The organism is Kitasatospora sp. NPDC094015 (assembly GCF_040304075.1).
In the GTDB taxonomy this organism is placed as follows: Bacteria; Actinomycetota; Actinomycetes; order Streptomycetales; family Streptomycetaceae; genus Kitasatospora.
This window is the reverse complement of the sequence record NZ_JBEOUL010000028.1, coordinates 51,747-74,002: the sequence shown is the minus strand read 5'-3', so window position 1 is coordinate 74,002 and position 22,256 is coordinate 51,747. Positions and strand designations below refer to the sequence as shown.

Annotated in this window: 19 protein-coding genes and 1 pseudogene; 12 read left to right on the top strand and 8 right to left on the bottom strand. The window is 73.7% G+C overall.

Annotated features, from left to right (window positions below; translation table 11 throughout):
* Positions 1-3: 3 nt before the first annotated feature.
* Together ABT014_RS27180 and ABT014_RS27175 are read right to left on the bottom strand one after the other, a co-directional pair.
* Positions 4-1,725, bottom strand: a complete 1,722-nt coding sequence (locus ABT014_RS27180; protein WP_350641828.1) for a stealth family protein — start codon at positions 1,723-1,725, stop codon at positions 4-6.
* Positions 1,726-1,872: 147 nt separating this feature from the next.
* The gene (locus ABT014_RS27175) at positions 1,873-2,262 is read right to left on the bottom strand and encodes a hypothetical protein (protein ID WP_350641827.1); all 390 of its coding nucleotides are present in this window, start codon (positions 2,260-2,262) and stop codon (positions 1,873-1,875) included.
* A 155-nt stretch (positions 2,263-2,417) separates the two neighbouring features.
* Here ABT014_RS27175 and ABT014_RS27170 point away from each other — a divergent pair, with 155 nt between their 5' ends.
* The 3 genes from ABT014_RS27170 (at position 2,418) to ABT014_RS27160 (ending at position 4,846) form a co-directional block, all read left to right on the top strand.
* Positions 2,418-2,837, top strand: a complete 420-nt coding sequence (locus tag ABT014_RS27170; protein WP_350641826.1) for a VOC family protein — start codon at positions 2,418-2,420, stop codon at positions 2,835-2,837.
* A gap of 113 nt (positions 2,838-2,950) precedes the next feature.
* Positions 2,951-3,778, top strand: a complete 828-nt coding sequence (locus ABT014_RS27165; RefSeq protein ID WP_350641825.1) for a hypothetical protein — start codon at positions 2,951-2,953, stop codon at positions 3,776-3,778.
* 78 nt (positions 3,779-3,856) lie between these two features.
* Positions 3,857-4,846 (top strand): rod shape-determining protein, encoded by a 990-nt coding sequence (locus tag ABT014_RS27160; RefSeq protein ID WP_350641824.1) that lies wholly within the window; start codon positions 3,857-3,859, stop codon positions 4,844-4,846.
* A gap of 534 nt (positions 4,847-5,380) precedes the next feature.
* Here the strand turns inward: ABT014_RS27160 and ABT014_RS27155 are convergent.
* On the bottom strand, positions 5,381-6,586 hold the full coding sequence (locus ABT014_RS27155) for a COG4705 family protein (protein ID WP_350641823.1): 1,206 nt from the start codon (positions 6,584-6,586) through the stop codon (positions 5,381-5,383).
* A gap of 124 nt (positions 6,587-6,710) precedes the next feature.
* A complete protein-coding gene (locus ABT014_RS27150; RefSeq protein ID WP_350641822.1) occupies positions 6,711-8,126 on the bottom strand; it encodes a short-chain fatty acyl-CoA regulator family protein in 1,416 nt (471 codons plus the stop codon).
* Positions 8,127-8,500: 374 nt separating this feature from the next.
* On the opposite strand from ABT014_RS27150, the gene aceA reads away from it, so the two are divergent.
* The 3 genes from aceA to ABT014_RS27135 all read left to right on the top strand — a co-directional run bounded on the left by aceA (position 8,501) and on the right by ABT014_RS27135 (position 12,445).
* The gene (aceA, locus tag ABT014_RS27145; protein WP_350641821.1) at positions 8,501-9,793 is read left to right on the top strand and encodes an isocitrate lyase; all 1,293 of its coding nucleotides are present in this window, start codon (positions 8,501-8,503) and stop codon (positions 9,791-9,793) included.
* A gap of 147 nt (positions 9,794-9,940) precedes the next feature.
* Complete coding sequence (aceB, locus tag ABT014_RS27140) at positions 9,941-11,551, top strand: malate synthase A (RefSeq protein ID WP_350641820.1); 1,611 nt, start codon at positions 9,941-9,943, stop codon at positions 11,549-11,551.
* Between the two features lie 27 nt (positions 11,552-11,578).
* Entirely contained in the window at positions 11,579-12,445 is an 867-nt protein-coding gene (locus tag ABT014_RS27135; protein WP_350641819.1) for a 3-hydroxybutyryl-CoA dehydrogenase, read from the top strand.
* Positions 12,446-12,523: 78 nt separating this feature from the next.
* Here the strand turns inward: ABT014_RS27135 and ABT014_RS27130 are convergent, their stop codons facing one another.
* Together ABT014_RS27130 and ABT014_RS27125 are read right to left on the bottom strand one after the other, a co-directional pair.
* On the bottom strand, positions 12,524-14,059 hold the full coding sequence (locus tag ABT014_RS27130) for a long-chain-fatty-acid--CoA ligase (protein WP_350641818.1): 1,536 nt from the start codon (positions 14,057-14,059) through the stop codon (positions 12,524-12,526).
* A gap of 6 nt (positions 14,060-14,065) precedes the next feature.
* Entirely contained in the window at positions 14,066-15,601 is a 1,536-nt protein-coding gene (locus tag ABT014_RS27125; protein ID WP_350641817.1) for an AMP-binding protein, read from the bottom strand.
* A gap of 325 nt (positions 15,602-15,926) precedes the next feature.
* Between ABT014_RS27125 and hemA the strand changes: the two genes are divergently transcribed.
* The 4 genes from hemA (at position 15,927) to ABT014_RS27105 (ending at position 19,523) form a co-directional block, all read left to right on the top strand.
* Positions 15,927-17,162 (top strand): 5-aminolevulinate synthase, encoded by a 1,236-nt coding sequence (gene hemA, locus ABT014_RS27120; protein WP_350641816.1) that lies wholly within the window; start codon positions 15,927-15,929, stop codon positions 17,160-17,162.
* Between the two features lie 129 nt (positions 17,163-17,291).
* Positions 17,292-17,996 carry an alpha/beta fold hydrolase gene (locus tag ABT014_RS27115; protein ID WP_350641815.1) on the top strand — a complete coding sequence of 235 codons (705 nt, stop codon included), beginning with the start codon at positions 17,292-17,294 and terminating at the stop codon, positions 17,994-17,996.
* Between the two features lie 414 nt (positions 17,997-18,410).
* Complete coding sequence (locus ABT014_RS27110; RefSeq protein WP_350641814.1) at positions 18,411-18,905, top strand: GNAT family N-acetyltransferase; 495 nt, start codon at positions 18,411-18,413, stop codon at positions 18,903-18,905.
* Positions 18,906-19,151: 246 nt separating this feature from the next.
* Positions 19,152-19,523 (top strand): hypothetical protein, encoded by a 372-nt coding sequence (locus ABT014_RS27105; RefSeq protein WP_350641813.1) that lies wholly within the window; start codon positions 19,152-19,154, stop codon positions 19,521-19,523.
* A 92-nt stretch (positions 19,524-19,615) separates the two neighbouring features.
* On the opposite strand, the pseudogene ABT014_RS27100 reads toward ABT014_RS27105, so the two are convergent.
* Positions 19,616-19,710: pseudogene (locus ABT014_RS27100) on the bottom strand.
* Positions 19,711-19,858: 148 nt separating this feature from the next.
* Between ABT014_RS27100 and ABT014_RS27095 the strand changes: the two are divergent.
* Together ABT014_RS27095 and ABT014_RS27090 are read left to right on the top strand one after the other, a co-directional pair.
* On the top strand, positions 19,859-20,254 hold the full coding sequence (locus ABT014_RS27095; RefSeq protein WP_350641812.1) for a MerR family transcriptional regulator: 396 nt from the start codon (positions 19,859-19,861) through the stop codon (positions 20,252-20,254).
* A 107-nt stretch (positions 20,255-20,361) separates the two neighbouring features.
* Complete coding sequence (locus ABT014_RS27090) at positions 20,362-21,285, top strand: NADP-dependent oxidoreductase (protein WP_350641811.1); 924 nt, start codon at positions 20,362-20,364, stop codon at positions 21,283-21,285.
* A gap of 121 nt (positions 21,286-21,406) precedes the next feature.
* Here ABT014_RS27090 and ABT014_RS27085 read toward each other — a convergent pair whose 3' ends face one another.
* A complete protein-coding gene (locus tag ABT014_RS27085; RefSeq protein ID WP_350641810.1) occupies positions 21,407-22,012 on the bottom strand; it encodes a hypothetical protein in 606 nt (201 codons plus the stop codon).
* Between the last annotated feature and the right edge of the window lie 244 nt (positions 22,013-22,256).

Below are 22,256 nucleotides of genomic sequence, written 5' to 3'. Positions count from 1 at the left end.
CGGTCAGGCCGGGCGGCGCTCGAACGGGGAGGGCACCGGGAAGTACTCCCGCAGGAACGCGGCGATGGCGTGCTGCTGGTCGGCGGCCGGGACGTCCTCCCGGCCGCCGTCGGCGAGGCAGAACACGTCGGCCCACCGGGCCCGGTGCAGGTCCGGCAGCCGGGCCAGGTCCTCCGCGCTGTCGGTGACGAAGTAGCCGTCCACCAGCTGCCCTTCGACCGCGCGGCCGGTGGCGTGCGCGAAGTGGGTGGCCAGCGTGATCGGCGCGAGGTCGGTCGCCGCACGGAACGGGGATCGGGTGGTCGCGGCGAGCTCGGCGGCGAACCGCTCGCAGGCCTTGGCCAGCACGCTGCGACGCAGCGGGTAGGGGGCGTGCTTGAGCGTGCCGGGGTAGGTCCGGCCGACCGCGGCGGCCAGCGTGGCACGGGTGTTGATCTGCGCGGCGACGTAGACGGACTCCGCGGGATCGGCGCCGCCGGGCAGCCGGTCACCGGGCGGGATGACCCGGCTGCCGGGGAAGAACCGGGGCAGGCCGTTGCCCAGGAAGAAGGCCTGCGGGGCGAGCGGGCGGCCGATCAGCATGTCGTCGTTCAGGTAGAGGAAGTGCTCCGCCAGGCCCGGGATGCGGTGCAGCCTGGTCTCGATGGCGTGCGAGTTGAAGACCGGCGGCGCGCCGGTGCCGGCGAACAGCTCGCGGTGCGGCACGACCGTCAGGCCCGGGCGGTCGGTGTCCAGCCAGTGCGGCACCTGGTCGTCGGTGACCAGGTGGACGTGGCGGATCCAGGGGGTGTGGGCGGCGATCGAGCGCAGCAGGTAGCGCAGCTCGTCGCGGTTGCGGTAGCGCTGGTCGCCGGTGTCCACCAGCGCGGCCCCGCCGGCCAGTTGCTCGCACGCCTCGGCGCGGCGCCGGCGCCAGTGCGGGTCGGTGTCGTCGACCCAGGTGATCACCGCGTCCACCGGGAAGTCCACGTCGTCCGGGAAGGCACCCGTGAAGGCCTCCACCACGGGGTAGCTGCGGCCGGCGATCCGGGTGGTGGCGGTGGCCTCCAGCGAGGGCACCCACCAGCCGTACGGGGTGCTGTCGATCGCCGCGATCGCGCCCGGGGAGGGCGCGGCCGAGTCCCAGAACTCCACGTCGCAGCCGTACTCGGGCCCGTGCAGCACCGTCCCGACCAGGCCGGGCCGGTACACCCGGACGCCCTTCACCCGGTCCGGCACCTCCGCGGGTTCGGGTTCCGGTCCCTCCGGCGCCGCCTCGACCGCGGCCACCGCCGCGACCAGCTGCTCGGCCAGTACGGTGCCCAGGCCCCGGCCGTGCTCCAGCAGCTCCGCGTACACCACCTGGCCGCGCAGCGCACCGGCCAGCGCCGCCAGCACGGCCGCGCGGTCGCCGGGCGCGATCGCCAGCCGGTGCCGCGCCCGACCGTCGGGCACGATCCCGTGGCCGATCCCCGCCGCCCCGAGCACGTCCGCGACCTCGGCCAGGTTCTCGTCCCGGCACCCGCCCGGGAGGAGGTCGCCGCGCTGCGCGGCCAGCCGCTCCCCGTACCGGACGATGCCGGGCAGCCGCGCGCGCAGCTGCTCCTCGCGGACCCACAGCGGATCCGGCGGCGCCACCGGCACGACCGCGACGGCCGGCCCGGCCCGCCGCCCGCCGGACCACCGGCCCAGCAGGGCGGCGAGCGGTCGCCGGAGAACGGGGGGCACGGCGTGGCGAACGGACACGGAACGGGACTCCGGGGGACGAGTCGACGGGCGGCCACCGCGGCACGGCCGCGGACCGACCGAGCCTCGCACGCCCGGATGAGCCGGACCTGGGAGAAGCCGCACGCAAACTGAGGATTACCGAAGACCCAACGCCGGGGGTGGGCCTCAAGCGCCCGGGCGCGGCCGCCCGCGCACGGCCGAGACCACCGCGCAGACGGCGAGGGTCGACAGCAGGGCGGCCACCGCCACCAGGGCGGCGCCGACCAGGTACAGCCCGCTGGCGTCGTCGGACCAGTCGTAGCCGGCGGCGACGGTCAGGCCCGCGGTGGTCCCCAGCACGGCCGCGGTGGCCCGGCCCCGGGAGGCGGCCCAGCAGACCGGGACCAGCAGGGTCAGCACCAGCCCGACCACCTGCCAGGCTTCGTACGGGCCGCTCACCGAACCGTCGGCGTGCACGTCCTGATGCTGGTCCCAGCCCAGCCAGGCCGCCCACGCCACGACCGGGGCGAGGACCAGGAACACGGTGGGGACGAGGTCGAGCGATTTCCGAGACATGCCCCCACCGTCCCGCGCCGCACCCACCCGGGGCAGAGCCCGGGTACTCACCCGCCCGTGAGTACCGGCACCCGGGCGGGCGCTCAGCAGGCCACCGGCGGTGTCGGTGGGCGGTGACAGGATGACCCGCCGGGCACCGGTTCCAGGAGGCTGACATGCGGCAACGACTCAATCTGATCCTGCTCGGGGTGCGCGACGTCGCCGCCTCGGTGGCCTTCTACCAGGCGCTGGGGTGGCGGCGCTCCACCGCGGGGTCCGAGGAGTTCGCCCTGTTCGAACTGGGCGGGGTGGCGGTCGCGTTCCAGTCCCGGGCCGCCTTCGCGGCCGACGCCGGGCTGCCCGACCGGGGGCCCGGCGGCTTCGCCGGCTTCGCGCTGGCGTACGTGGCCCGCAGCGCCGACGAGGTGTACCGGGTCATGGCCGAGGCCGCCGAGCTGGGCGCCACCGTCACCCGCCCGGCCGGCCCGAACGCCTGGGGCCACACCGGGTACTTCACCGACCCCGACGGCCATCTCTTCGAGGTGTTGTGCGGGGACGGCTGGATCTTCGACGAACACGACGACCTGGTGCTCTGAGCCCCCTGCCCCGGCCGCCGGAAAACTCTCGGCACGCCTCGCCCGTCCGGCCCCATACTGGCCGCTGCTGTCCTGCTCGATCTGTTCGATCTGCTCGATGAAGAAGGAATTCCATGCTGTCGAAGCGTCTTGCCGCCACCGTCGTCGTCTGCTGCGCCCTGGCGGCGGGGGCGAGCGGGTGCGGCCCGGCCAAGGCACCGGCCGGCTCCGCGGAGGCCGCGGCGCCGTCCGTCTCCGTTTCGGCCTCGGCGTCCGTCTCGGCTTCCAAGGGCCCGCACCTGGACACCGACAAGCTGACCGCCGCCGAGATCGAGAAGCAGGCGCAGGCCGCGATGGCCTCGCTCTCCTCGGTGAAGGTGAGCGGCAACCTGATGGTGGAGGGTCAGAAGATGACCCTCGACCTGGCGACCGACACCAAGGGCAACTGCCAAGGCACGATCGGCGTGGCGGGCATGGGCCTGATCGAGATCATCCACACCGGCGGCTCCAGCTACCTCAAGCCCGACGCCGCGTTCTGGAAGGCCATCGTCGGGCAGAAGGGAGACGCGAAGGCCGGGGCGGCGGCGGCCGAGCTGTTCAAGGGCCGCTACCTGACCGGCGCCAAGGACGACCCGGAGCTCGCGGAGCTGTCGGACATGTGCGACATGATCAAGTCGATGACCGAGAACGACGACACCGACGACGGCGCCATCAAGGGGGCCGCCGCCACCGTCGGCGAGGTCAGGACGTTCACCGTGATCAGCACCGACGACGACGGCTCCCGGACCACCGCCCACGTGGCGACCGAGGGCAAGCCGTACCTGGTGAAGGTCACCCACGAGGGCACCGACCCGGGCGAGATGAGCTTCAGCGACTTCGACAAGCCCATCACCGTCCAGGCCCCGCCGGCCGACAACGTGATCGACTACTCGCAGTTCCGGGCCAAGATCGCCACCGCCTGACCCCTCGGGCCCCGCGGCTCGCGGCTCAGCCGTCCGCCACCCTGCCGCTACGATCGCCGGACACGACGACGGGGCGGGGTGGCGGACGTGCTCTGGTGGGCGCTGGACGAGATCCGGCTGAAGGTGATCGGGCGCGACGCCCGGTACTCACGGCTGGTGCTGGAGCTGGCCCGGAACCCGGGCACGGCGACGGACGCGACCCTGGCCGTGGAGCTGCTGACGGTCGGCCTGGCGAACCGGCCGTGGCTGTCGGCACCGATCGGGTCGGTGGTCCTGGTGGCTCCCGGTGGCACGGACCACCCGGCGGTCGGGCCGGTGGCGGACACGGTACGGGAGCAGTGGCCGGCGGCGACGCTCACGGTGCTGGACGAGACGGTGGCCGCCCTGCTCGGGGCCGCGCCGGACCCGGAGCCGGCCGCGTGCGTGGTGGTGCACCAGGACGCGGTCCGGACCTCGGTCGGTCTCGTCGCCGCACGTGCGGCGGTCGCCGGGGACTTCGTGGCCGGTGGCGCGCGGGGACTGGCCGACCGGGTGATCGAACACCTGCGGGCGGAGCACCGGCTCGACACCGGCCTCCACGAGGCGTGGGCCGCCGTCGTCCACGACGGCGCGTTCGCGCCGCCGGCACCCCGCCGCGGGGCCGTCCACGGCTCACCGATCGTCGAGGGCAGGACCGGGCCCCTGCCATCGGGCACGGTCACGCTGGGGGCGGCCGAGCTGCACGCCGTGCTGGCCCCCGCCTACCGGCAGGTGGCGGACCTGGTGGCGCGGGTACTGCGCGACGCGCCGTCAGAAGCGGTACGGCAGGCGCGGGCCGGCGGCCTCCTGCTGACCGGCACCCACCCACCGGGAGCGGACACCCACCTGGCCGGCCTCACCGGACTCCCCGCACACCGGGCGGCCGAGCCGAGGTCCGGATCCCACCACCCCGAGGTACTCCTGAACGGAGTGGCCCGCCTGCTCCCCGACCCCCCACCCCGCCCGGCCACCCCACCCCCGCCGGAGCTCCTCGCCCTCATGGACCGCCTCCTGCCGCCCCGCCGCCGACCGCCCCCCGCCAAGGGGTAGCGCCCCCGGGCGGACGCGGTCACCGGGCCGGGCGCCTCCTGTCCCGGTCGCTCCGTTCGGCGTAAGACCGTGGTGCCGGGCGGTCGCGCAGGTTGCTCCCCCGGTACCACGGTCCGCGCCTGCGCCGCGGCTAGCGTGGAGGACACGACGGCGGTGGGTTGCCCGGGGTCCGGTGCCTGCGGCCGTCCGATCCCTCGACCGGCACCACGGTCGTCGACGGCATCCGGAGGGCGACATGGACGTTTCCACCTGCCCGGTTCCGACCGGCATCGAAACCCGACGGGCCGCCGGGCCCGCCGGGCGGGCGGCTCGCGGCACGGGGCCGCTCCCCGCCCCGACGGCCGCGACGCGGCACCGCACGGCGCCCGCAGCGGCGGCCACCTGGACGCGACAGCCGCTGCGGTGCGCCTGCCCGTGCTCGTCCTCGGCCGGATCACCGGCCCCGTGGGCGTCCGCCGCGCTGTTCGTCCCTCGGTGACCCATTACCGCGTGCTCGTCGTCGAGGACGACCACCACGGACGGCGGGGCCGGTGCTCAACCGAGCGAGGCGAGGAGGGTGTTGAGCGCCTCGACCTCCGCGGTCCGGTCCGGGTGCTTGGCGCGCAGGGCCGTCAGGACGTGGTCGATCTTCCCGTCCAGGAAGGTCCAGGCCTTCCGGTCCTTCGGTTCGAGGGTCGGCTGGGCGTCGTCCCACGCCGTTTCGAGGTCGGTCACCCGGGCGGTGGCGGCCGCCTGGTCGCCCGCGTCGAGCTTCGCGAGGGTGTCGGCCGTGATGGTGCGGAACCTGGCGATGTCGGCGGCCGGGAACGGCGAGGTCGCCTGCTGCGGGCTGAGCGAGGCGGTCGCGGGTGCGGGAGCGTCCGGCTCGGCGGCCGCAGCAGCGTGCGGTTGCTGGTGCGCCCGGACCAGGATCGCCGCGGTCACGGCCGCCACCAGGACGAAGTACCCGAGCATGATCCGCGCGCGTACGGCGTTCCCGGCGCCCGGGGCGGCGGCCGGGTCGTGGCCCTCGATGACGTCACACCGGGTGCGCGCCAGGTACACCACCGTGCCGAGGATGGCGGCCAGGAAGACGACACTGGTCACCGCGGTACCGAGGCCGAGGCCGCCCTCGTCGGCGGGCGAGCCGAGCCAGTCCCCGAGGTTGGCACCGAGCGGGCGGGTGAGGATGTAGGCCAGCCAGAAGGAGAGCACCGCGTCGGCTCCCAGACGCCACCCGAGGACGATCGCCGCGATCAACCCGAGCGGCAGCAGCACCGAGACGTCCGGGGTCCAGCCGGTCAGCTCCAGGGTCCAGTCGCCGGTCGCGGTGCCGAGGGCGAAGGTGACCAGGATGGCGAGCCAGTAGAAGAGTTCGCGGGGGCGGGTGACGATGCTGTGGATCGACAGGGTCCGCTCGCGGGCGTACCAGACCCCGAAGACGACGGCGAGGGCGACGGCGAACACGCCGCTGCTCACAGCGAGCGGAACGCCCTGGCTGTCGGTGAGGAGGTCGGTGTAGAGGGTGCCGGTCACGCTCAGCACCACGACGGTGAGCCAGTAGACGAACGGGATGTAGCGCGTCCGGCTGAGCTGCCAGGCCAGGACGCCGCCCAGGACGGCGGTGAAGATCAGGGCGGTGGCGACCAGGCCGACGCCGAGCGTCAGGTTGATCCAGTCGGCGAAGCTCTCGCCGACCGTCGTGCACAGGATCTTGATCACCCAGAACCAGGCGGTGATCTCGGGGACCTTGTTCAGCATGCGGCGGCCGTCGGACGTCGCCGCAGGCCGATGGGTGGCGGTTGTCATGGCGCGAGGCTCGCACGACGGACCTGAAGGGAAGCTGAACACCGCACATGCCGCCCGCCCCCGCCGCGCGCCCGGTTCAGTCGCGGTCGGCGCCGGTCCCGGGCCGGATCGGGTAGGGGATGAACGTGCTGGTGTGCTCGTCGACCGCCAGGGGGTGGCCGAGGGCCGGGGCGGCGCGCTGGGGGCAGGCGGGACGTTCGCAGACCTTGCAGCCGAGGCCGATCGGGGTGGCGGCGGCTTCGTCCGCGAGGTCGAGGCCGGCGGAGTACACCAGCCGTGCGGCGTGCCGCAGTTCGCAGCCGAGGCCGATGGCGAAGGTCTTGCCGGGCCGTCCCCAACCGCCGGGTGAGCGGGTGACCGCGCGGGCGGTCCACAGGTAGCGGCGCCCGTCGGGCATCGCGGCGACCTGGACGTGCACCCGGCCGGGGGCGGCGAAGGCCTCGTAGACGTTCCAGAGCGGGCAGGTGCCGCCGGTGCGGGAGAAGTGGAAGTCGGTGGCGGACTGGCGCTTGGAGACGTTGCCCGCCCGGTCGACCCGGACGAAGGAGAACGGGACGCCGCGCAGCCGGGGCCGCTGGAGGGTGCTCAGGCGGTGGCAGACGGTCTCGTAGCCGACCCCGAAGTGGTCGGCGAGGTGCTCGATGTCGTAGCGGGCGGTCTCCGCCTCGGCGTGGAAGGACCGGTACGGCAGGACCAGCGCGGCGGCGAAGTAGTTGGCCAGGCCGATCCGGGTGAGCGACCAGGCGGTGCTCCCCACCGGGCTGTCCTGGGCGGCGAGTTCGCCGAGCAGCGCGTCGTGCTCCAGGTAGGCGAGCTGGGTGGCCATCCGGAACGCCTGCTGGCCCGGCCGCAGCCGGTCCGACAGCCGCAGCACCCGGGCGCCCGGATCGTACGCGTGCAGCCGCTCTCCCCCGCCGGCCAGCCGGACCCCGTGCGCGGAGGCCAGTCGCTCGGCCAGCACCGTCCTGACCTCGCCCCGCCGCAGTCCGATGGCGGCCGCCAACTCCTCGGCTGCCAGGTCGAGTTCGTCGACGTAGTTGCGGCGCCGGTAGAAGAACTCGCGGACCTGCTCGTGCGGGGTGCGGGCGGTGTCGAGCGCCGGGCCACGGTCGCCGGCCAGGACGGCGAGCTGTTCGGCAACGGCCCGGCGGCTGCGGCCCAGGTCCATCAGCACCCGGGCCACCGCGGGCAGCCGGGTGGCGAGGTCGTCCAGGTCTCCGGGGGTGAGCCGGCCGGCGGCGAGCTCCTCGCCGAGCGAGTCGCGCAGTTCGGCGGCGAGCCGGGCGGTGTCGGGCGGGGCGAAGTAGCCGGCGTCGACGCCGAAGGCCTCGGTGAGCCGCAGCAGGACCGGGACGGTGAGCGGGCGGGCGTCGTGCTCCAGCTGGTTGAGGTAGCTGGGCGAGAGTTCGAGCAGCCGGGCCAGGGCCGCCTGGCTGAGCCCGCGGTCCTCGCGCAGCCGGCGCAGGCGTGCGCCCGCGAAGGTCCGTCCCATCGAGCCGCCTCCGTTCCTCACCGACGTTCCTCGCCGACGTTCCTCGCCGACCGTTCGGGTGCGCCGCAGCATAGCCGGGCCGGGCGGGCACGGACCTTCGCAGGCTTCGCAGATTCGCAGGATCGGCTTCGCAGAAGTTGGCAGCGGTCCACCGGTGACGGCGGCCGCCGAGGCTGCCAGAGTCGGCGCTGCGGCCAGCAGGGCGCACCACGAACGGCCCACTCCACCAGGGGTTTTCACCCCAGGGCGGTGGGGCCGTGGGCGACAACGTCTCGGCAGCGCCGCTGCCGGCCCGGCGCCCTGCGGCCGCACTTCCACCCGGCGAAGTGATCAGCCTCACATCCTTCGCAACGAGCATCTTTCGGGAGCAGATCATGACGCAGTCGGTTCGGCAGCAGCAGGAGCAGCAGGCGGCGCAGCTGGCCGCCCGGTGGGCGTCCGACCCGCGGTGGGCGGGCATCGAGCGCAGCTACTCGGCCGCGGACGTGGTGCGGCTGTCCGGCACGGTGCGCGAGGAGCACACCCTGGCCCGGCGCGGCGCCGAGCGGCTCTGGCGGCAGCTGCACGAGCAGGACTACATCCACGCGCTCGGCGCGCTGACCGGCGGCCAGGCCGTGCAGATGGTGAAGGCCGGGCTCCAGGCGATCTACCTGTCCGGCTGGCAGGTGGCCGCGGACGCCAACCAGGCCGGGCAGACCTACCCGGACCAGAGCCTGTACCCGGCCAACTCGGTGCCCCAGGTGGTGCGCCGGATCAACAACGCGCTGCTACGGGCGGACGAGATCGACGCGGCCGAGGGCAACGCCGGGCCGGACTGGCTGGTGCCGATCGTCGCCGACGCGGAGGCCGGGTTCGGCGGGCCGCTGAACGCCTTCGAGCTCACCAAGGGCATGATCGCGGCCGGCGCCGCGGGCATCCACTACGAGGACCAGCTCGCGTCCGAGAAGAAGTGCGGCCACCTCGGCGGCAAGGTGCTGGTGCCGACCGCCCAGCACGTGCGCACGCTGAACGCGGCCCGGCTGGCGGCGGACATCGCCGACGTGCCGACCCTGATCGTGGCCCGGACCGACGCGCTGGCCGCCAACCTGCTGACCACCGACGTGGACGAGCGGGACGCCCGGTTCTGCACCGGCGAGCGCACCGCCGAGGGCTTCTACCGGGTGGAGCCGGGGATGGCCCCGGTGATCTCCCGCGGGCTGGCCTTCGCCCCGTACGCCGATCTGCTCTGGGTGGAGACCGGCACCCCGGACCTGGCGCAGGCCCGGGAGTTCGCCGAGGCGGTCAAGGCCGAGTACCCGGACAAGATGCTGGCCTACAACTGCTCGCCGTCGTTCAACTGGAAGGCGGCGCTGGACGACGACCAGATCGCCAAGTTCCAGCGCGAGCTGGGCGCGATGGGCTACCGCTTCCAGTTCATCACGCTGGCCGGTTTCCACGCGCTCAACCACTCGATGTACCAGCTGGCACGCGGCTACGCGGAGAGCGGCATGACGGCCTACGTCGACCTCCAGGAGGCCGAGTTCGCGGCCGTCCCGGACGGGTACACCGCCGTCAAGCACCAGCGCGAGGTCGGCACCGGCTACTTCGACCAGGTCTCCACCGCGCTGAACCCGAACGCCGAGACGCTCGCCCTGACCGGCTCCACCGAGGCCGAGCAGTTCCACTGAGCCCGCCCGGACGGCCGGTTCCCCCACGGCCGGCCGTCCGCCCGTGACCTGCGCCGGGGGTCCCGTTGAGGGACGGGACCCGGTGGCCGTCCCGCCCGGGGCCGCGTTGGGAGACGCGGCCCCGGGCCCATCCCCCTGGAGAGCCGGATGACCCTGACCAGCCGTACCGAGATCCTCGGCGAGCCCGAGCCGCGGTTCGCGGAGATCCTCACCCCCGAGGCACTGACCTTCCTGGTCCGCCTGCACGACGCGTTCGCCGGGCGGCGCGTCGAGCTGCTCGCGGAGCGGGCGCGGCGGGCCGCCGAGCTGGCCGCGTCCGGCACCCTGGACTTCCGCCCGGAGACCCGGGCCGTCCGGGAGGACCTCGACTGGCGGGTCGCGCCGACCGCGCCCGGCCTGGCCGACCGCCGGGTGGAGATCACCGGCCCGCCGGAGCGCCGGATGGCCGTCAACGCGCTCAACTCCGGCGCCAAGGTGTGGCTGGCGGACTTCGAGGACGCCACCGCCCCCACCTGGCACAACCTGATCTCCGGCCAGCTCAACCTGCTGGACGCGATCGAGCGCCGGATCGACGACACCACCCCGGGAGGCAAGCGCTACCGGATCGGCGACACCCCCGCCACCATCGTGGTCCGTCCGCGCGGCTGGCACCTGGACGAGGCCCACCTGCTGATCGACGGGCGCCCGGCGGCGGGCGCGCTGGTCGACTTCGGCCTGTACCTGTTCCACTGCGGGCAGCGGCAGATCGACCGCGGCAGCGGCCCGTACTTCTACCTCCCCAAGCTGGAGAACCACCTCGAGGCCCGGCTCTGGAACGAGATCTTCACCTTCGCGCAGGCCGAACTCGGCATCCCGCACGGCACCGTCCGGGCGACCGTGCTGATCGAGACCATCACCGCGGCCTTCGAGATGGACGAGATCCTGTACGAGCTGCGCGAGCACGCGGCGGGGCTGAACGCGGGCCGCTGGGACTACCTGTTCAGCCTGATCAAGAACTTCGCCGGCCACGGCGCCCGGTTCGTGCTGCCCGACCGGGCCACCGTCACCATGACGCAGCCGTTCCTGCGCGCCTACACCGATCTGCTGGTGCGCACCTGCCACCGGCGCGGTGCGCACGCCATCGGCGGCATGGCCGCCGCCATCCCGAGCCGGGACCCGGCGGCCAACGAGGCCGCGCTCGCCAAGGTCCGGCTCGACAAGGAGCGCGAGGCCGGGGACGGCTTCGACGGCTCCTGGGTGGCCCACCCCGGTCTGGTCGGCACCTGCCGGGAGGTCTTCGACCGGGTGCTGGGCGAGCGGCCGAACCAGCTCGACCAGGGCCGCGAGGACGTCGAGGTGACCGCCGCCGACCTGCTCGCCGTGCACCGGATGTCGGTCGGCCTGCCGACCGGCGAGGGCGTGCGCGCCAACGTGGCGGTGGCGCTGCGCTACCTGACCGCCTGGCTCGGCGGCGCCGGGGCGGTCGCCGTCTTCGGCCTGATGGAGGACGTCGCCACCGCCGAGATCGCCCGCTGCCAGCTGTGGCAGTGGCAGCACCACTGCTCGCGGCTGACCGGCGGCTCGCTGGTCACCCCGGACCTGGTGCGGCGGCTGATCGACACCGAGCGGGCCGCGCTGCTCGCCGAGGGCGCCGACCCGGGCCTGGTCGACGACGCGGTGCGGGTCCTCGCCGAGACCGCGCTCGGCGCCGAGCTGCCCGCCTTCCTCACCACCGAGGCCTACGCCCGCCACCTGGTCCGCATCCGCACCGCGGCCTGATCCGACCCCAGCAAGGGAGACAGCGCCATGAACGAGATCCGCAGGGTGGCCGTGGTCGGCGCCGGGCAGATGGGCTCCGGCATCGCCGAGGTGTTCGCCCGCGCCGGGCTGGACACCGTGGTCTGCGAGCACGGGCCGGAGGCGCTGCGCGCCGCCCGGGCCCGGATCGACCGCTCGCTGCACCGGGCGGTCGACCGCGGCCGGCTGAGCCCCGCCGAACGCGAGGACGCGTGGGCGCACCTGCTGTTCGCCGACGACCTGGAGGTGCTGGCCGACCGTCAGCTGGTGGTCGAGGCGGTGGTGGAGGACGAGCGGGTGAAGACCGAGGTGCTCGCCACCCTGGACAAGGTGCTGGTGGACGACGGGGCCGTGCTCGCCACCAACACCTCGGCCATCCCGGTCACCCGGCTGGGCATCGCCACCTCGCGCGCCTCGCACGTGCTCGGGCTGCACTTCTTCAACCCCGCGCCGGTCATGCCGCTGGTCGAGGTGGTCTCCTCGCTGCACACCGACCCGACGGTGCTGAACCGGGTGGCGGGCTTCGCCGAGGAGGCGCTCGGCAAGCACGTGATCCGCTCCCGGGACCGGGCCGGCTTCGTGGTCAACGCGCTGCTGATCCCGTACCTGCTGGCGGCGATCCGGATGGCCGAGGCCGGCCACGCCACCGCCGCCGACATCGACGACGGCATGGTGCACGGCTGCGCCCACCCGATGGGCCCGCTCCGGCTGGCCGACCTGATCGGCCTGGACACCGTGCAGGCGATCGCCGAGTCGATGTACGAGGAGTACAAGGAGCCGCTCTACGCTCCCCCGCCGCTGCTGTCCCGGATGGTCGAGGCCGGGCTGCTGGGGCGCAAGAGCGGTCGCGGCTTCCACTCCCACCGGGCCGGCTGACCCGGACCGGACCCGCCGGTGCCCCGGCCTCCGTCGCGGAGGGCCGGGGCACCGGTGCACGCGGGGTCCTCGGCGGGTTCAGCCGGTGAGCCGGGCGACCAGCTCCCGTTTGAGCACCTTGCCGCCGGGGCCGAGCGGGAACTCCTCGGTGAACTCGACCCGGCGCGGGTACTTGTAGGCACCCATCCGCTCCCGGCTCCAGGCGGTGATCTCCGCGGCGAGCTCACGGTCCGGACTGATCCCCGGCTGCGGCAGCACCACTGCGCACACCTCCTGGCCGTGCACCTCGTCCGGGAGGCCGACCACCGCGACCTGGGCGACGGCCGGGTGACGGGTCAGCACCTCCTCGACCTCGCGCGGGTAGACGTTGTAGCCGCCGCGGAGCACCACGTCCTTCTTCCGGTCGACGATGGTCAGGTACCCCTCGGCGTCCAGCACCCCGAGGTCGCCGGTGCGCAGCCAGCCGTCGACGATCGCCTCGGCGCTCGCCCGCGGCCGGTTCAGGTAGCCGGCCATCACGTTGTGCCCGCGCACCACCACCTCGCCGACCTCGCCGGTCGGCAGCGGCTCGATCCGGTCCTCCACCGCCGGTGCGGCGACGGCGACCTCGACCCCCCAGATCGGCCGGCCCACCGTGCCCGGCCGCAGCGGCCACGCGCGCTGGTTGTAGGCGACCACCGGGGAGGCCTCGGTCAGCCCGTAGCCTTCGTGGACCGGGCAGCCGAAGGTGTCCCGGAACTCCTCCAGCACCGCCACCGGCAGGGCCGAGCCGCCGCAGAACGCCCGGTCCAGCGGCGGCCGGCGCGGATCGCTGCGGGCGGCGGCGAGCAGCGCGAGGTACATCGTCGGCACGCCCATCACCAGCGTGCAGCGCTCGCGGACCATCAGGTCCAGCGCGCGCGGCCCGTCGAAGCGGGGCATCAGCACCAGGGTGGCGCCGGCCCGGAAGCAGGTGGCCATGCCGCAGATCTGGCCGAAGCTGTGGAACAGCGGCAGGCAGCCGAGCAGGACGTCGTCCGGGCGCAGGTCGAACGGGGAGAGCATGGTGGTCGCCGTGTTCATCACCAGGTTGAGGTGGGTGAGCATGGCGCCCTTGGACCGGCCGGTGGTGCCGGAGGTGTACAGCACCACCGCGAGGTCGCCGGGCTCGCGCGGGACCGCCCCGGCGATCGGGTCGGCCCCGGCCGCGAGGGCGTCCAGGCGGGGGTGGCCCGCGTCGCGTTCCTGGTCCACCGTCAGGACGGGGGTGCCGACCTCCCCGGCGGCCGGCCCGCCCTCGGCCAGCAGGGCGGCGGCGCAGATCAGGGCCGCGGGCTGCGCGTCGCGCAGCACGTGGGCGACCTCCTCGGCCCGGAGCAGCGCGTCGACGGGGACGACGACCGCGCCGAGGGCCAGCACGCCGAAGTAGGCGAGCGGGAAGTGCCGGGAGTTGGGGATCAGCAGGGCGACCCGGTCGCCGGGGCCGATGCCGTGCTCGCGCAGCACGGCCGCGTACCGCCGGGCGCCGGCCCACAGGTCACGGTAGCTGGTCCGTTCGTCGCCGAGGACGAGCGCCGGGTGGTCGGGCCGGCGCAGCGCGGAGTCGGCGAGCACGGTGGCCAGGGAGAGCGCCATCGGCGGCTACCTCCGGGCGTCCGCGGCCAGCCGGGCCCGGTCCGGTTTGCCGGTCGCGGTGAGCGGCAGCTCGGGGTGGACGTCGATCACGGCCGGGACGTGCTGCGGGGAGAGCGCGGCGGCGAGGTGCTCGCGCAGGGCGGGGACGGTGGCCGCGGCGGCGCCGTCGCGCAGCACCACGGCGGCGTGCAGCTGCTCGACCAGATCGGCGTCCGGCACGCCGAAGGCGGCGGCCTGCAGCACCCCCGGGTGGGCGGTCAGGGCGTGCTCCACGGTGGTCGGGTGGATCTTGATGCCGTTGGTCTTCACCACGTCCGCCAGCCGGCCGCTGAGGTGGATGTAGCCGCGTTCGTCGAGCCGGCCGAGGTCGCCGGTGTGCACCCAGCCGTCCCGGACGGTACGGGCGGTCAGCTCGGGGTCGCCGAGGTACTCGCGCATCGCGAACGGGGAGCGGACGCAGATCTCGCCCGCCTCGCCGGTCGGCAGGTCGCGGTGGTCGTGCGGGTCGCGGATCCGGACCTCGCCGGCCAGCACCCGGCCGACGGTGGCGCGCAGGTCCGGGTCCCGGTGCTCGGCCGGGGTGAGCATGCCGATCGCCCCGGCCTCGCTGGTGCCGTAGATCTGGATGAGCACGTCGCCGAAGCGCTCGACGGCCTCGGCGAGCCGGGCGGGCGAGGCGGGGGCGCCGGTGTAGCAGAGCATCGAGATGCTGGACAGATCGGCGGAGGCCGCCTCCGGGTGGTCCATCAGCCGGTAGAGCTGCGGCGGCGAGATCAGCAGCCGGGTGATCCGGTGCTCGGCCACGGCGCGCAGCACCTCGCCCGCGTCGAAGCCCTGGTGCAGCACGACCGAGCCGCCGGAGGCGAGCGAGTCGTCGGCGGTGGCGCCGCTGGAGTGGCTCATCGGCAGGGTGGCCAGGTAGACCGCGCGCCAGGCCATCTGGAGGCCGGCGGTGATGAAGCCGTTGCGGGTCCGGAAGTCGACCGCGATCCCCTTCGGCCGGCCGGTGGTGCCGCTGGTGCAGCTGATCACGGCGGCCCGGTCGGGCGGGATCGGGACCTCGGGCGGGTCGGTGTCGGCGCCGGCGCTCAGGTCGAGGACGCCGGGGCCGAGGTCGCCGAGCGCCGCCAGGATCGGCGGCTGCGCCAGGTGGGCGGTCAACTCGCGTGCCGCCGCCAGGTGTTCGGCGTCGACGGCGAGGACGGTGGCCCCGGTCTCGGCCAGCAGGGCGAGTTCGGCGTCGCTGGTCAGCCGGTCCTCGGGGTCGACCGCGTTGGTGGTGTGCAGGTGGACGGCGGTGGCGCCGATCAGGTTGGCGGCGTACCGCAGGAGCAGGGTCGCCGGGGAGTTGGTGGTGGTGAGGATGGCCACCACCGGCGCCCGGTCGCCGCTGTGCCGGTGCAGCACGCCGGCGGCGGTGCGCACGGCGGTGGTGAAGGCGCCGGCGGTGAGGCTGCCGTGCTGCCAGGTGAGGACGGTGCGGGCCGGGTCGTCGGCGAGCACCTGGAGGATCCGGCCGACGTACGTGTCGTTCGTGGGCATGGCGATTCCCATCGGCAGACTGCTGGATTACGGCGAGCATATCAGCGGCGGTCAGGAATGCGGGCGGAATTCCGCAAGTTCGTCCCTGGACGGAATGTCACGGACCGCGCTATCGAAATGATATGGCGCCCTGACATGATGTCGGCACGTCGAGCATCCGGGCCCGTCGACGGCCCGGAGCGGGCCGGCCGTGTGCAGCGCACATGCGGTGACCGGGCACAGCACCGGCCTTCGCCCCGCGCGCCGCCGGGAATTCCGGGTGGGCCGCCGGCCCGTGCGGCCGAGGCCCCGTACCGTGCCGGATTCCTGAGAGCGAGTTGACGCCATGACGCATTACCGCACATTCTTCCCGCCCCGGGACCGGGAATCCGCGCACACCGCGGGGCACCGGGAATTCCTGGAGATCGGGCGGCGGGCCGGGAGTTTCCCGGCGGCCCGGAACGCGCGGAACGGCGTCGAGAGCGACATCCGGGTGTGGTGCAGCAACGACTACCTGGGGATGGGCGAGCACCCGTCGGTGCTGGCCGCGATGCGCGAGGCCCTGGACGAGTTCGGGGCCGGGGCGGGCGGGTCGCGCAACATCGCCGGGACCAACAGCTACCACGTGCTGCTGGAGCAGGAACTCGCCGACCTGCACGGCAAGGAGGACGCGCTGCTGTTCACCTCCGGCTACACGGCGAACGACGGCGCCCTGTCCGTGCTGCCGGCGCACCTCACCGACTGCGTGGTCTTCTCGGACCAGCTCAACCACGCCTCGATCATCGACGGGCTGCGGCACAGCGGGGCCGAGAAACGGATCTTCCGCCACAACGACACCACCCACCTGGAGGAGCTGATCGCGGCGGCGCCGCCCGAGCGGCCCAAGCTGATCGTCACGGAGTCGGTGTACTCGATGGCGGGCGACCTGGCGCCGCTGCCGGAGATCGCGGACATCGCCAAGCGCTACGGCGCGATGACCTTCCTCGACGAGGTGCACGCGGTCGGGATGTACGGGCCGCAGGGCGCGGGCATCGCCGCCGGCCTGGGGCTGGCCGACGAGTTCACCGTGATCATGGGGACGCTGGCCAAGGGTTTCGGCACGGTCGGCGGCTACATCGCCGGGCCGAGCGCGGTGGTCGACGTGGTGCGCAGCCTGTCCCGGCCGTTCATCTTCACCACCGCACTCCCGCCGGCGGTGGTCGCCGGCGGCCTGGCGGCCGTCCGCCACCTGCGCGGCTCGGACCTGGAGCGCAACCGGCTGCGGGAGAACGCACAGCTGATGCACCGGCTGCTGACCGGGTGCAGGATCCCGTTCCTGTCCGACCGCTCGCACATCGTCTCGGTGCTGGTCGGCGAGGAGCAGGTGTGCAAGCGCGCCTCGGACCTGCTGCTGGACCGCCACGGCTGCTACGTGCAGGCGATCAACGCGCCCAGCGTCCGGGCCGGCGAGGAGATCCTCCGGATCGCCCCCGGCGCGGTCCACAGCGCGGACGAGGTACGGCAGTTCGTCGCGGCCCTGGACGGGATCTGGGCCGAACTGAACCTGCCACGCTCCCCGGGCCCGGCGGCGGCCGCGCGGTAGCAGGGTGCCGGGACCGGAGGTAGCGGCACGCCTTCGGCGCGCCCGAAGGCCCGTGTAGCGTTCCGAGTGCCCGGAACGCCCTTCGGGGGTGTGAGACATCGCGGTGAGAGAGATGAAGGTGGCGGTCTCATGACGGGCCCGATCGTCCCGCGAGCACGGCGAATCGTCCGCCCTGACGCCGTGCTGCGCGGGGAGGAGGTCGGCGCCGGACCAACCTGCCTCCTGCTGCACGCCGGTGGTGAACGGCGGCAGGTGTGGGCGCCGGTCAGCGAGGTCCTCGTCGGCGCCGGACTCCGCTGTGTGGCCTTCGACCAGCGGGGCCACGGTGACAGCGGCGGCCAGGCCCGGACGCTGTCGGCGTGCGCGGACGATGTCGCCGCCATGCTGTGCGGTGAGCCGGCCGGGTCCGTGGTCGTCGGCGCCTCGCTGGGCGGACTCGCCGGTGTCGCCGCCCTCGCCGATCCGGCTGTGCGAGCGCGAGTGGCAGGGCTGGTGCTGGTCGACGTCGTACCGTGCCTCGTCCCCTCCCGGGTCCGCGGCTTCCTCGCCGCCGGCGGCCTGGCCGGCGCCTACACGGAACTCGTCGAGGACATCCTTGCCCAAGTGCCGCTGCTACGGCAGGTCACCGCGGAACTCGAGCTGCCCGTCCTGCTCGTCCACGGCGACACCGGATCGTCGGTCGGTGCCGAGGACATCGACCAGTTGCTGCGGCTGGCCCCGCACACCACGGTCCTGCCCGTCCACGGCGCCGGGCACCTCATCGCCCGGGAGCAGCCGGTGGCCTTGGCCCGAAGCATCATCGCCGTCACCACCGCCTGGCACGGTCCGCAGTAACGGCGTCCTCAGGACCGGCCGTTGACCGAGCACGCCGACCTGCTGACGCAGCGCTACCCGCCCAGCTACGAGTGCCTCGATGACCTGGGCACGTGCACCCTACGAATTCCCCGCGAGAACACCGGTCGGAATTCCCGGGCGGTCACGAGCGAGATCCGGCGGGCCGTCACTTTCAGCCCCTGACCGGAACCGCCCCGGGGTCGGGGCCCCGTTGCGACGCCCGGAGCCGGCTGCCAGGTGGGTGGGACCGTCCCCGCCGATCGGCGGGGACGGGACAGCTGGACAGCGGGCTCGTCGCACCGTTCGACCGATGAGTGCTCCCGCCGTAGATCGTTGTGTGCTCCGACTTCGGGGCTGTCTGCCGCCGGCAGAAACTCGGATGGCCCTGGAGCCCGAACTCGGTAGAGTCGGGCCATGCCCGAGTTGAAGCGGCTGGCTGCCGGCCACGCCCCGGCGGTCCTGGACTTCGAGCTGGCGAACCGCACCTACTTCGCCACGTCGGTCCCCGACCGCGGCGACGACTTCTTCGACCGGTTCACCGACCGGTACACCGCCTTGCTGGCCGAGCAGGAGGCCGGCAGCTGCGCCTTCTACGTGCTCGTCGCCGAGGACGGCTCGGTACTCGGCAGGTTCAACCTGTACGACCTGGCGGACGGCACCGCCAACCTCGGCTACCGGATGGCGGAGCAGGCCACCGGTCGCGGCCTGGCGACCGCGACCGTCCGGGAGTTGTGCCGGACGGCGACCGAGCGGCACGGCCTGCACACCCTGCGGGCGGCCACCTCCCACGGCAACGCCGCGTCCCAAAAAGTCTTGACCAAGGCCGGATTCGTCCCGATCGGCCCGGCCGCCCCGACCGATCTCGGCGGAAAGTCGGGCACCTGGTACCAGCTCGACCTCCAGCCGTAGCGCCCCACCTGGCAGATCACCCGGCAGCAGCGAGTACGCGGTCGCCAGGTTGGGGTGGTCCTGGGTGAGGGCCCTGCATGAACAGCGCGGAGCCCGCACCGACCCGGGTCCGACAGCCGGCCGACCGTCAGGCCCATGGGCAGCAGCCCAACGGGCGATCGCAGGTGCACAAGCCTTCCCTCAGCAACCGGTCGGCGGCTACCCGCGTCCAAGCATCCGGACCCGGCGAGCAGGAGGCAAGGACTCGTGAACAGTGACGAACGCCAGGACAGATCCGCCCTCGGCACCGGGTGCCTCGGGGTACTGCTGGCGCTGCTCGGCGCCGGGACTTCCGTTGCCGTCATCAGCCGCCGATGGGCACGTTGCACCGGAGGCTTCCACGCCATGGGCGATGCGATGACGCTGCAGTTCCTGCTGCTCGGCTCGCCCATTCTCCTGCTGGCCGTGGGCTCGGCGTGCGCGATCTGGATGCACCGTTCCACCGGGCACCAGCCTCCGATGAAGCGCTTCGGGCTGATGACGCTCGCCATGCTGGCAGGGATCGTGGTGGTGAGCGCGCTCCTCGTGCTCGTCAACGGGAGCAACCCGCACGTCGGTGTGCCGTGCCGGACCGGTTGAGCACCGGTCCGAATGAGGCCACCACCACTGTCAGGAAGAGAGACCGGCGCGTCCCTCCGGTGGGCGGGCGTCGCCCCACGTGGGATCACAGGCGGAGAGGGCAGGATTCGAACCTGCGCGGGCCCCGAAGGACCCTGCTCGGCCATCGCTGGCCAGGCACCCGATGAACCGCTCCGGGCACCTCTCCTGAGCGAGGGCCGCCCACCGCGGCTCCTCGACGTGCCATCAGCATGCCTTGACGCACTGACCGGGCCCTGACCCCGGCCTGATGGGGTTGCTGCGACCGTCCGTTGCTGCGCTCCGAATCGGGAGGCTGCGGGCGTAGGCTCCGTGGGATGCGGATAGGCGAGTTGTCCAAGCACACGGGCGTGAGTCCACGCTCACTTCGGTACTACGAGGAGCAGGGCCTGCTGGCCAGCTCACGCTCCGGGGCGGGGCAGCGGCACTATTCCGATGCTGCGGTCCAGCGTGTTTCGCTCATCAAGCAGCTGTTCGGCGCGGGTATGTCCAGCCGGGTGATCGCGACCCTGCTGCCGTGTGTGGACATTCCGGGCGACCTGGGCATCGCCGAGGAGACGTTCGCGGCGATGATGCGCGAGCGCGACCGGATCGACGCCGAGATCGCGCACCTGATCGGGACCCGGGATGCACTCGACGTGGTGATCAGGGCCAACAGCCGGCACCGGGCGGAACTGTCCCCGGGCCCGGCAGCGGTGGCACGGTCGTCCTGATGCTGTGATCCGCGTCTCATCCGCTTGCCCCTCACATCAATGTCAGAGGGGAGGGTGGCGACAGCGCCCGGAACTCACCGGGACGGTCGTACGAAAGGCGGAGGACGATGGGACAGGCATGGGGTTTCCACAGGTACGGCGGGCCCGAGGTGCAGGAGTTCTTCGATCGTCCCGATCCCGTCCCCGGGCGCGGTGAGGTGCTGATCCGGGTCGACGTCGCCGGCGTGAATCCCCTCGACCACGTTCTGCGCTCAGGTCTGGTCGACGGGTTCGACGGCGGGCGTCCGTTTCCCCGGGTGCTGGGCATGGAGGCGGCCGGAACCGTCCTCGCCCGTGGCGAGGACGTGAGCGGGCTCGAGGTGGGCGACGCGGTCTTCGGCTTCGCGCTCACCGGTGGCGGGACCTACGCCGAGATGACGGTGCTGTCCGCACCGAACACCGCACGCATCCCGGCGGGCCTGTCCACGACCGTGGCGGCAACGCTGCCGGTGGCCGGGACCACCGCGGTGGATGTGCTCGACCAGCTCGGTCTGCCGGCCGGTGCCACGGTCCTGGTGAACGGGGTCGGGGGCGGGGTGGGCCTCGCCGTCGCCCAGCTGGCCGTCGGGTCCGAGCTGCGGGTATTCGGCACCGGCAGCACCGCCAAGCGCGAGCACGCCGAGGCCGTCGGGGTGCGGTTCATCGACTACACCGCCGGGGACGTCGCCGCGGCGGCACGCGAGCTGGTTCCGGGCGGCTTCGACGGGATCGTCGACCTGGTCGGCGGCGCCTCTCTGCGGGCGGTCGCCCCGCTGGCCCGGGATCCCCGCAACGTCATCGCGGTGGGAGACATGTCCGTGCCCGATCTCGGTGGGCGATTCGTCGAGCGTCGCGTCGACCGCGAGAACCTGGAGCGGTCCGCCCGGCTGGCCCTCGACGGAGTCTTCGCACCCGTGATCACCGCGGTCCATCCGCTCTCCGACGCCCCGGCCGCCCTCGCCGCCGTCGAGAACGGTCACGCCTCGGGCAAGGTCGTCATCAAGGTGTCCTGAGAAGCGCCCGGCCCGGCGGCTGTCCGTCGACCCGGAGGACGCGGCCGGCCCTGAGCCCGACCTGGCCCGGTCCTGACGGGTCTGACGCACCGACAGGCTGCCGCGGCGACCCCGGCTGCCGCTACGGCGTGCAGTCGATGGTGGCCCGGAGCTCGGCGGGGACGACGACGGCGTGCACCGAGCCGTCCGCGAGGGCGGTCACCTGCATGCCGTCGTCGCCGAGCGGGTAGCCCACCCGGACCTTGCCGTCGATCAGCGTCTCGGGTGCGGGCGGCCAGTCCATCAGCATCAGGCCGTAGCGGTAGACCATCGACTTCCCGTCCGGGCGCACCCGCTGGCCGGACTGCGGCTTGATCTGCCACCCCTGGCCGCCTTCCAGGGTGATGACGAAGTCGGCCTCGTAGGTGTGGCCGTTCAGCCCGCAGGGCCCGTCGACCCGGATCGCCGAGACGTGCGGCGCGGCGAAGGGCGGCGGCGGGGTGCTCGGCGCCGGTGCGGACCTGCGGGTCGACGCCGGTGCACCGGGCGGCGGCGCGCTGACGGCCGGGGCGAGTGACACGGTCGGCGGCAGCGTGGCGGGTTCGCCGGACGGCGGCGCGGCGGCCGGTGCACCCGTCGTGGGGCTCGCGGGCGCCTCGGCCGTGACGCCCGTCCCGGACGCCGTGCAGCCGCTCGCCAGCAACGCCGCCGCCAGCGCGGCCCCGGCCGTCAGAATCCTGCTCCGCACCCGCGCCGCCCCCGGTCCGTCCCGTCCCCGACCCACGCCGGGAGAGCGCCACCCTAGGACCCGAAGACGAGCGGCGGCCCAACGACGGACCAACGACGGACCAGTAGTGCTCATCCGGACGACGACTCCCGAACGGCCCGACCGGACCGCCGACCGGGTTCGCCGTGGCGGACCGCGTGGCCGACCGCAGCCCGTACAGCCCGGACCCCATTTACATAGGCGATAAATATAAACTTGCTATGCT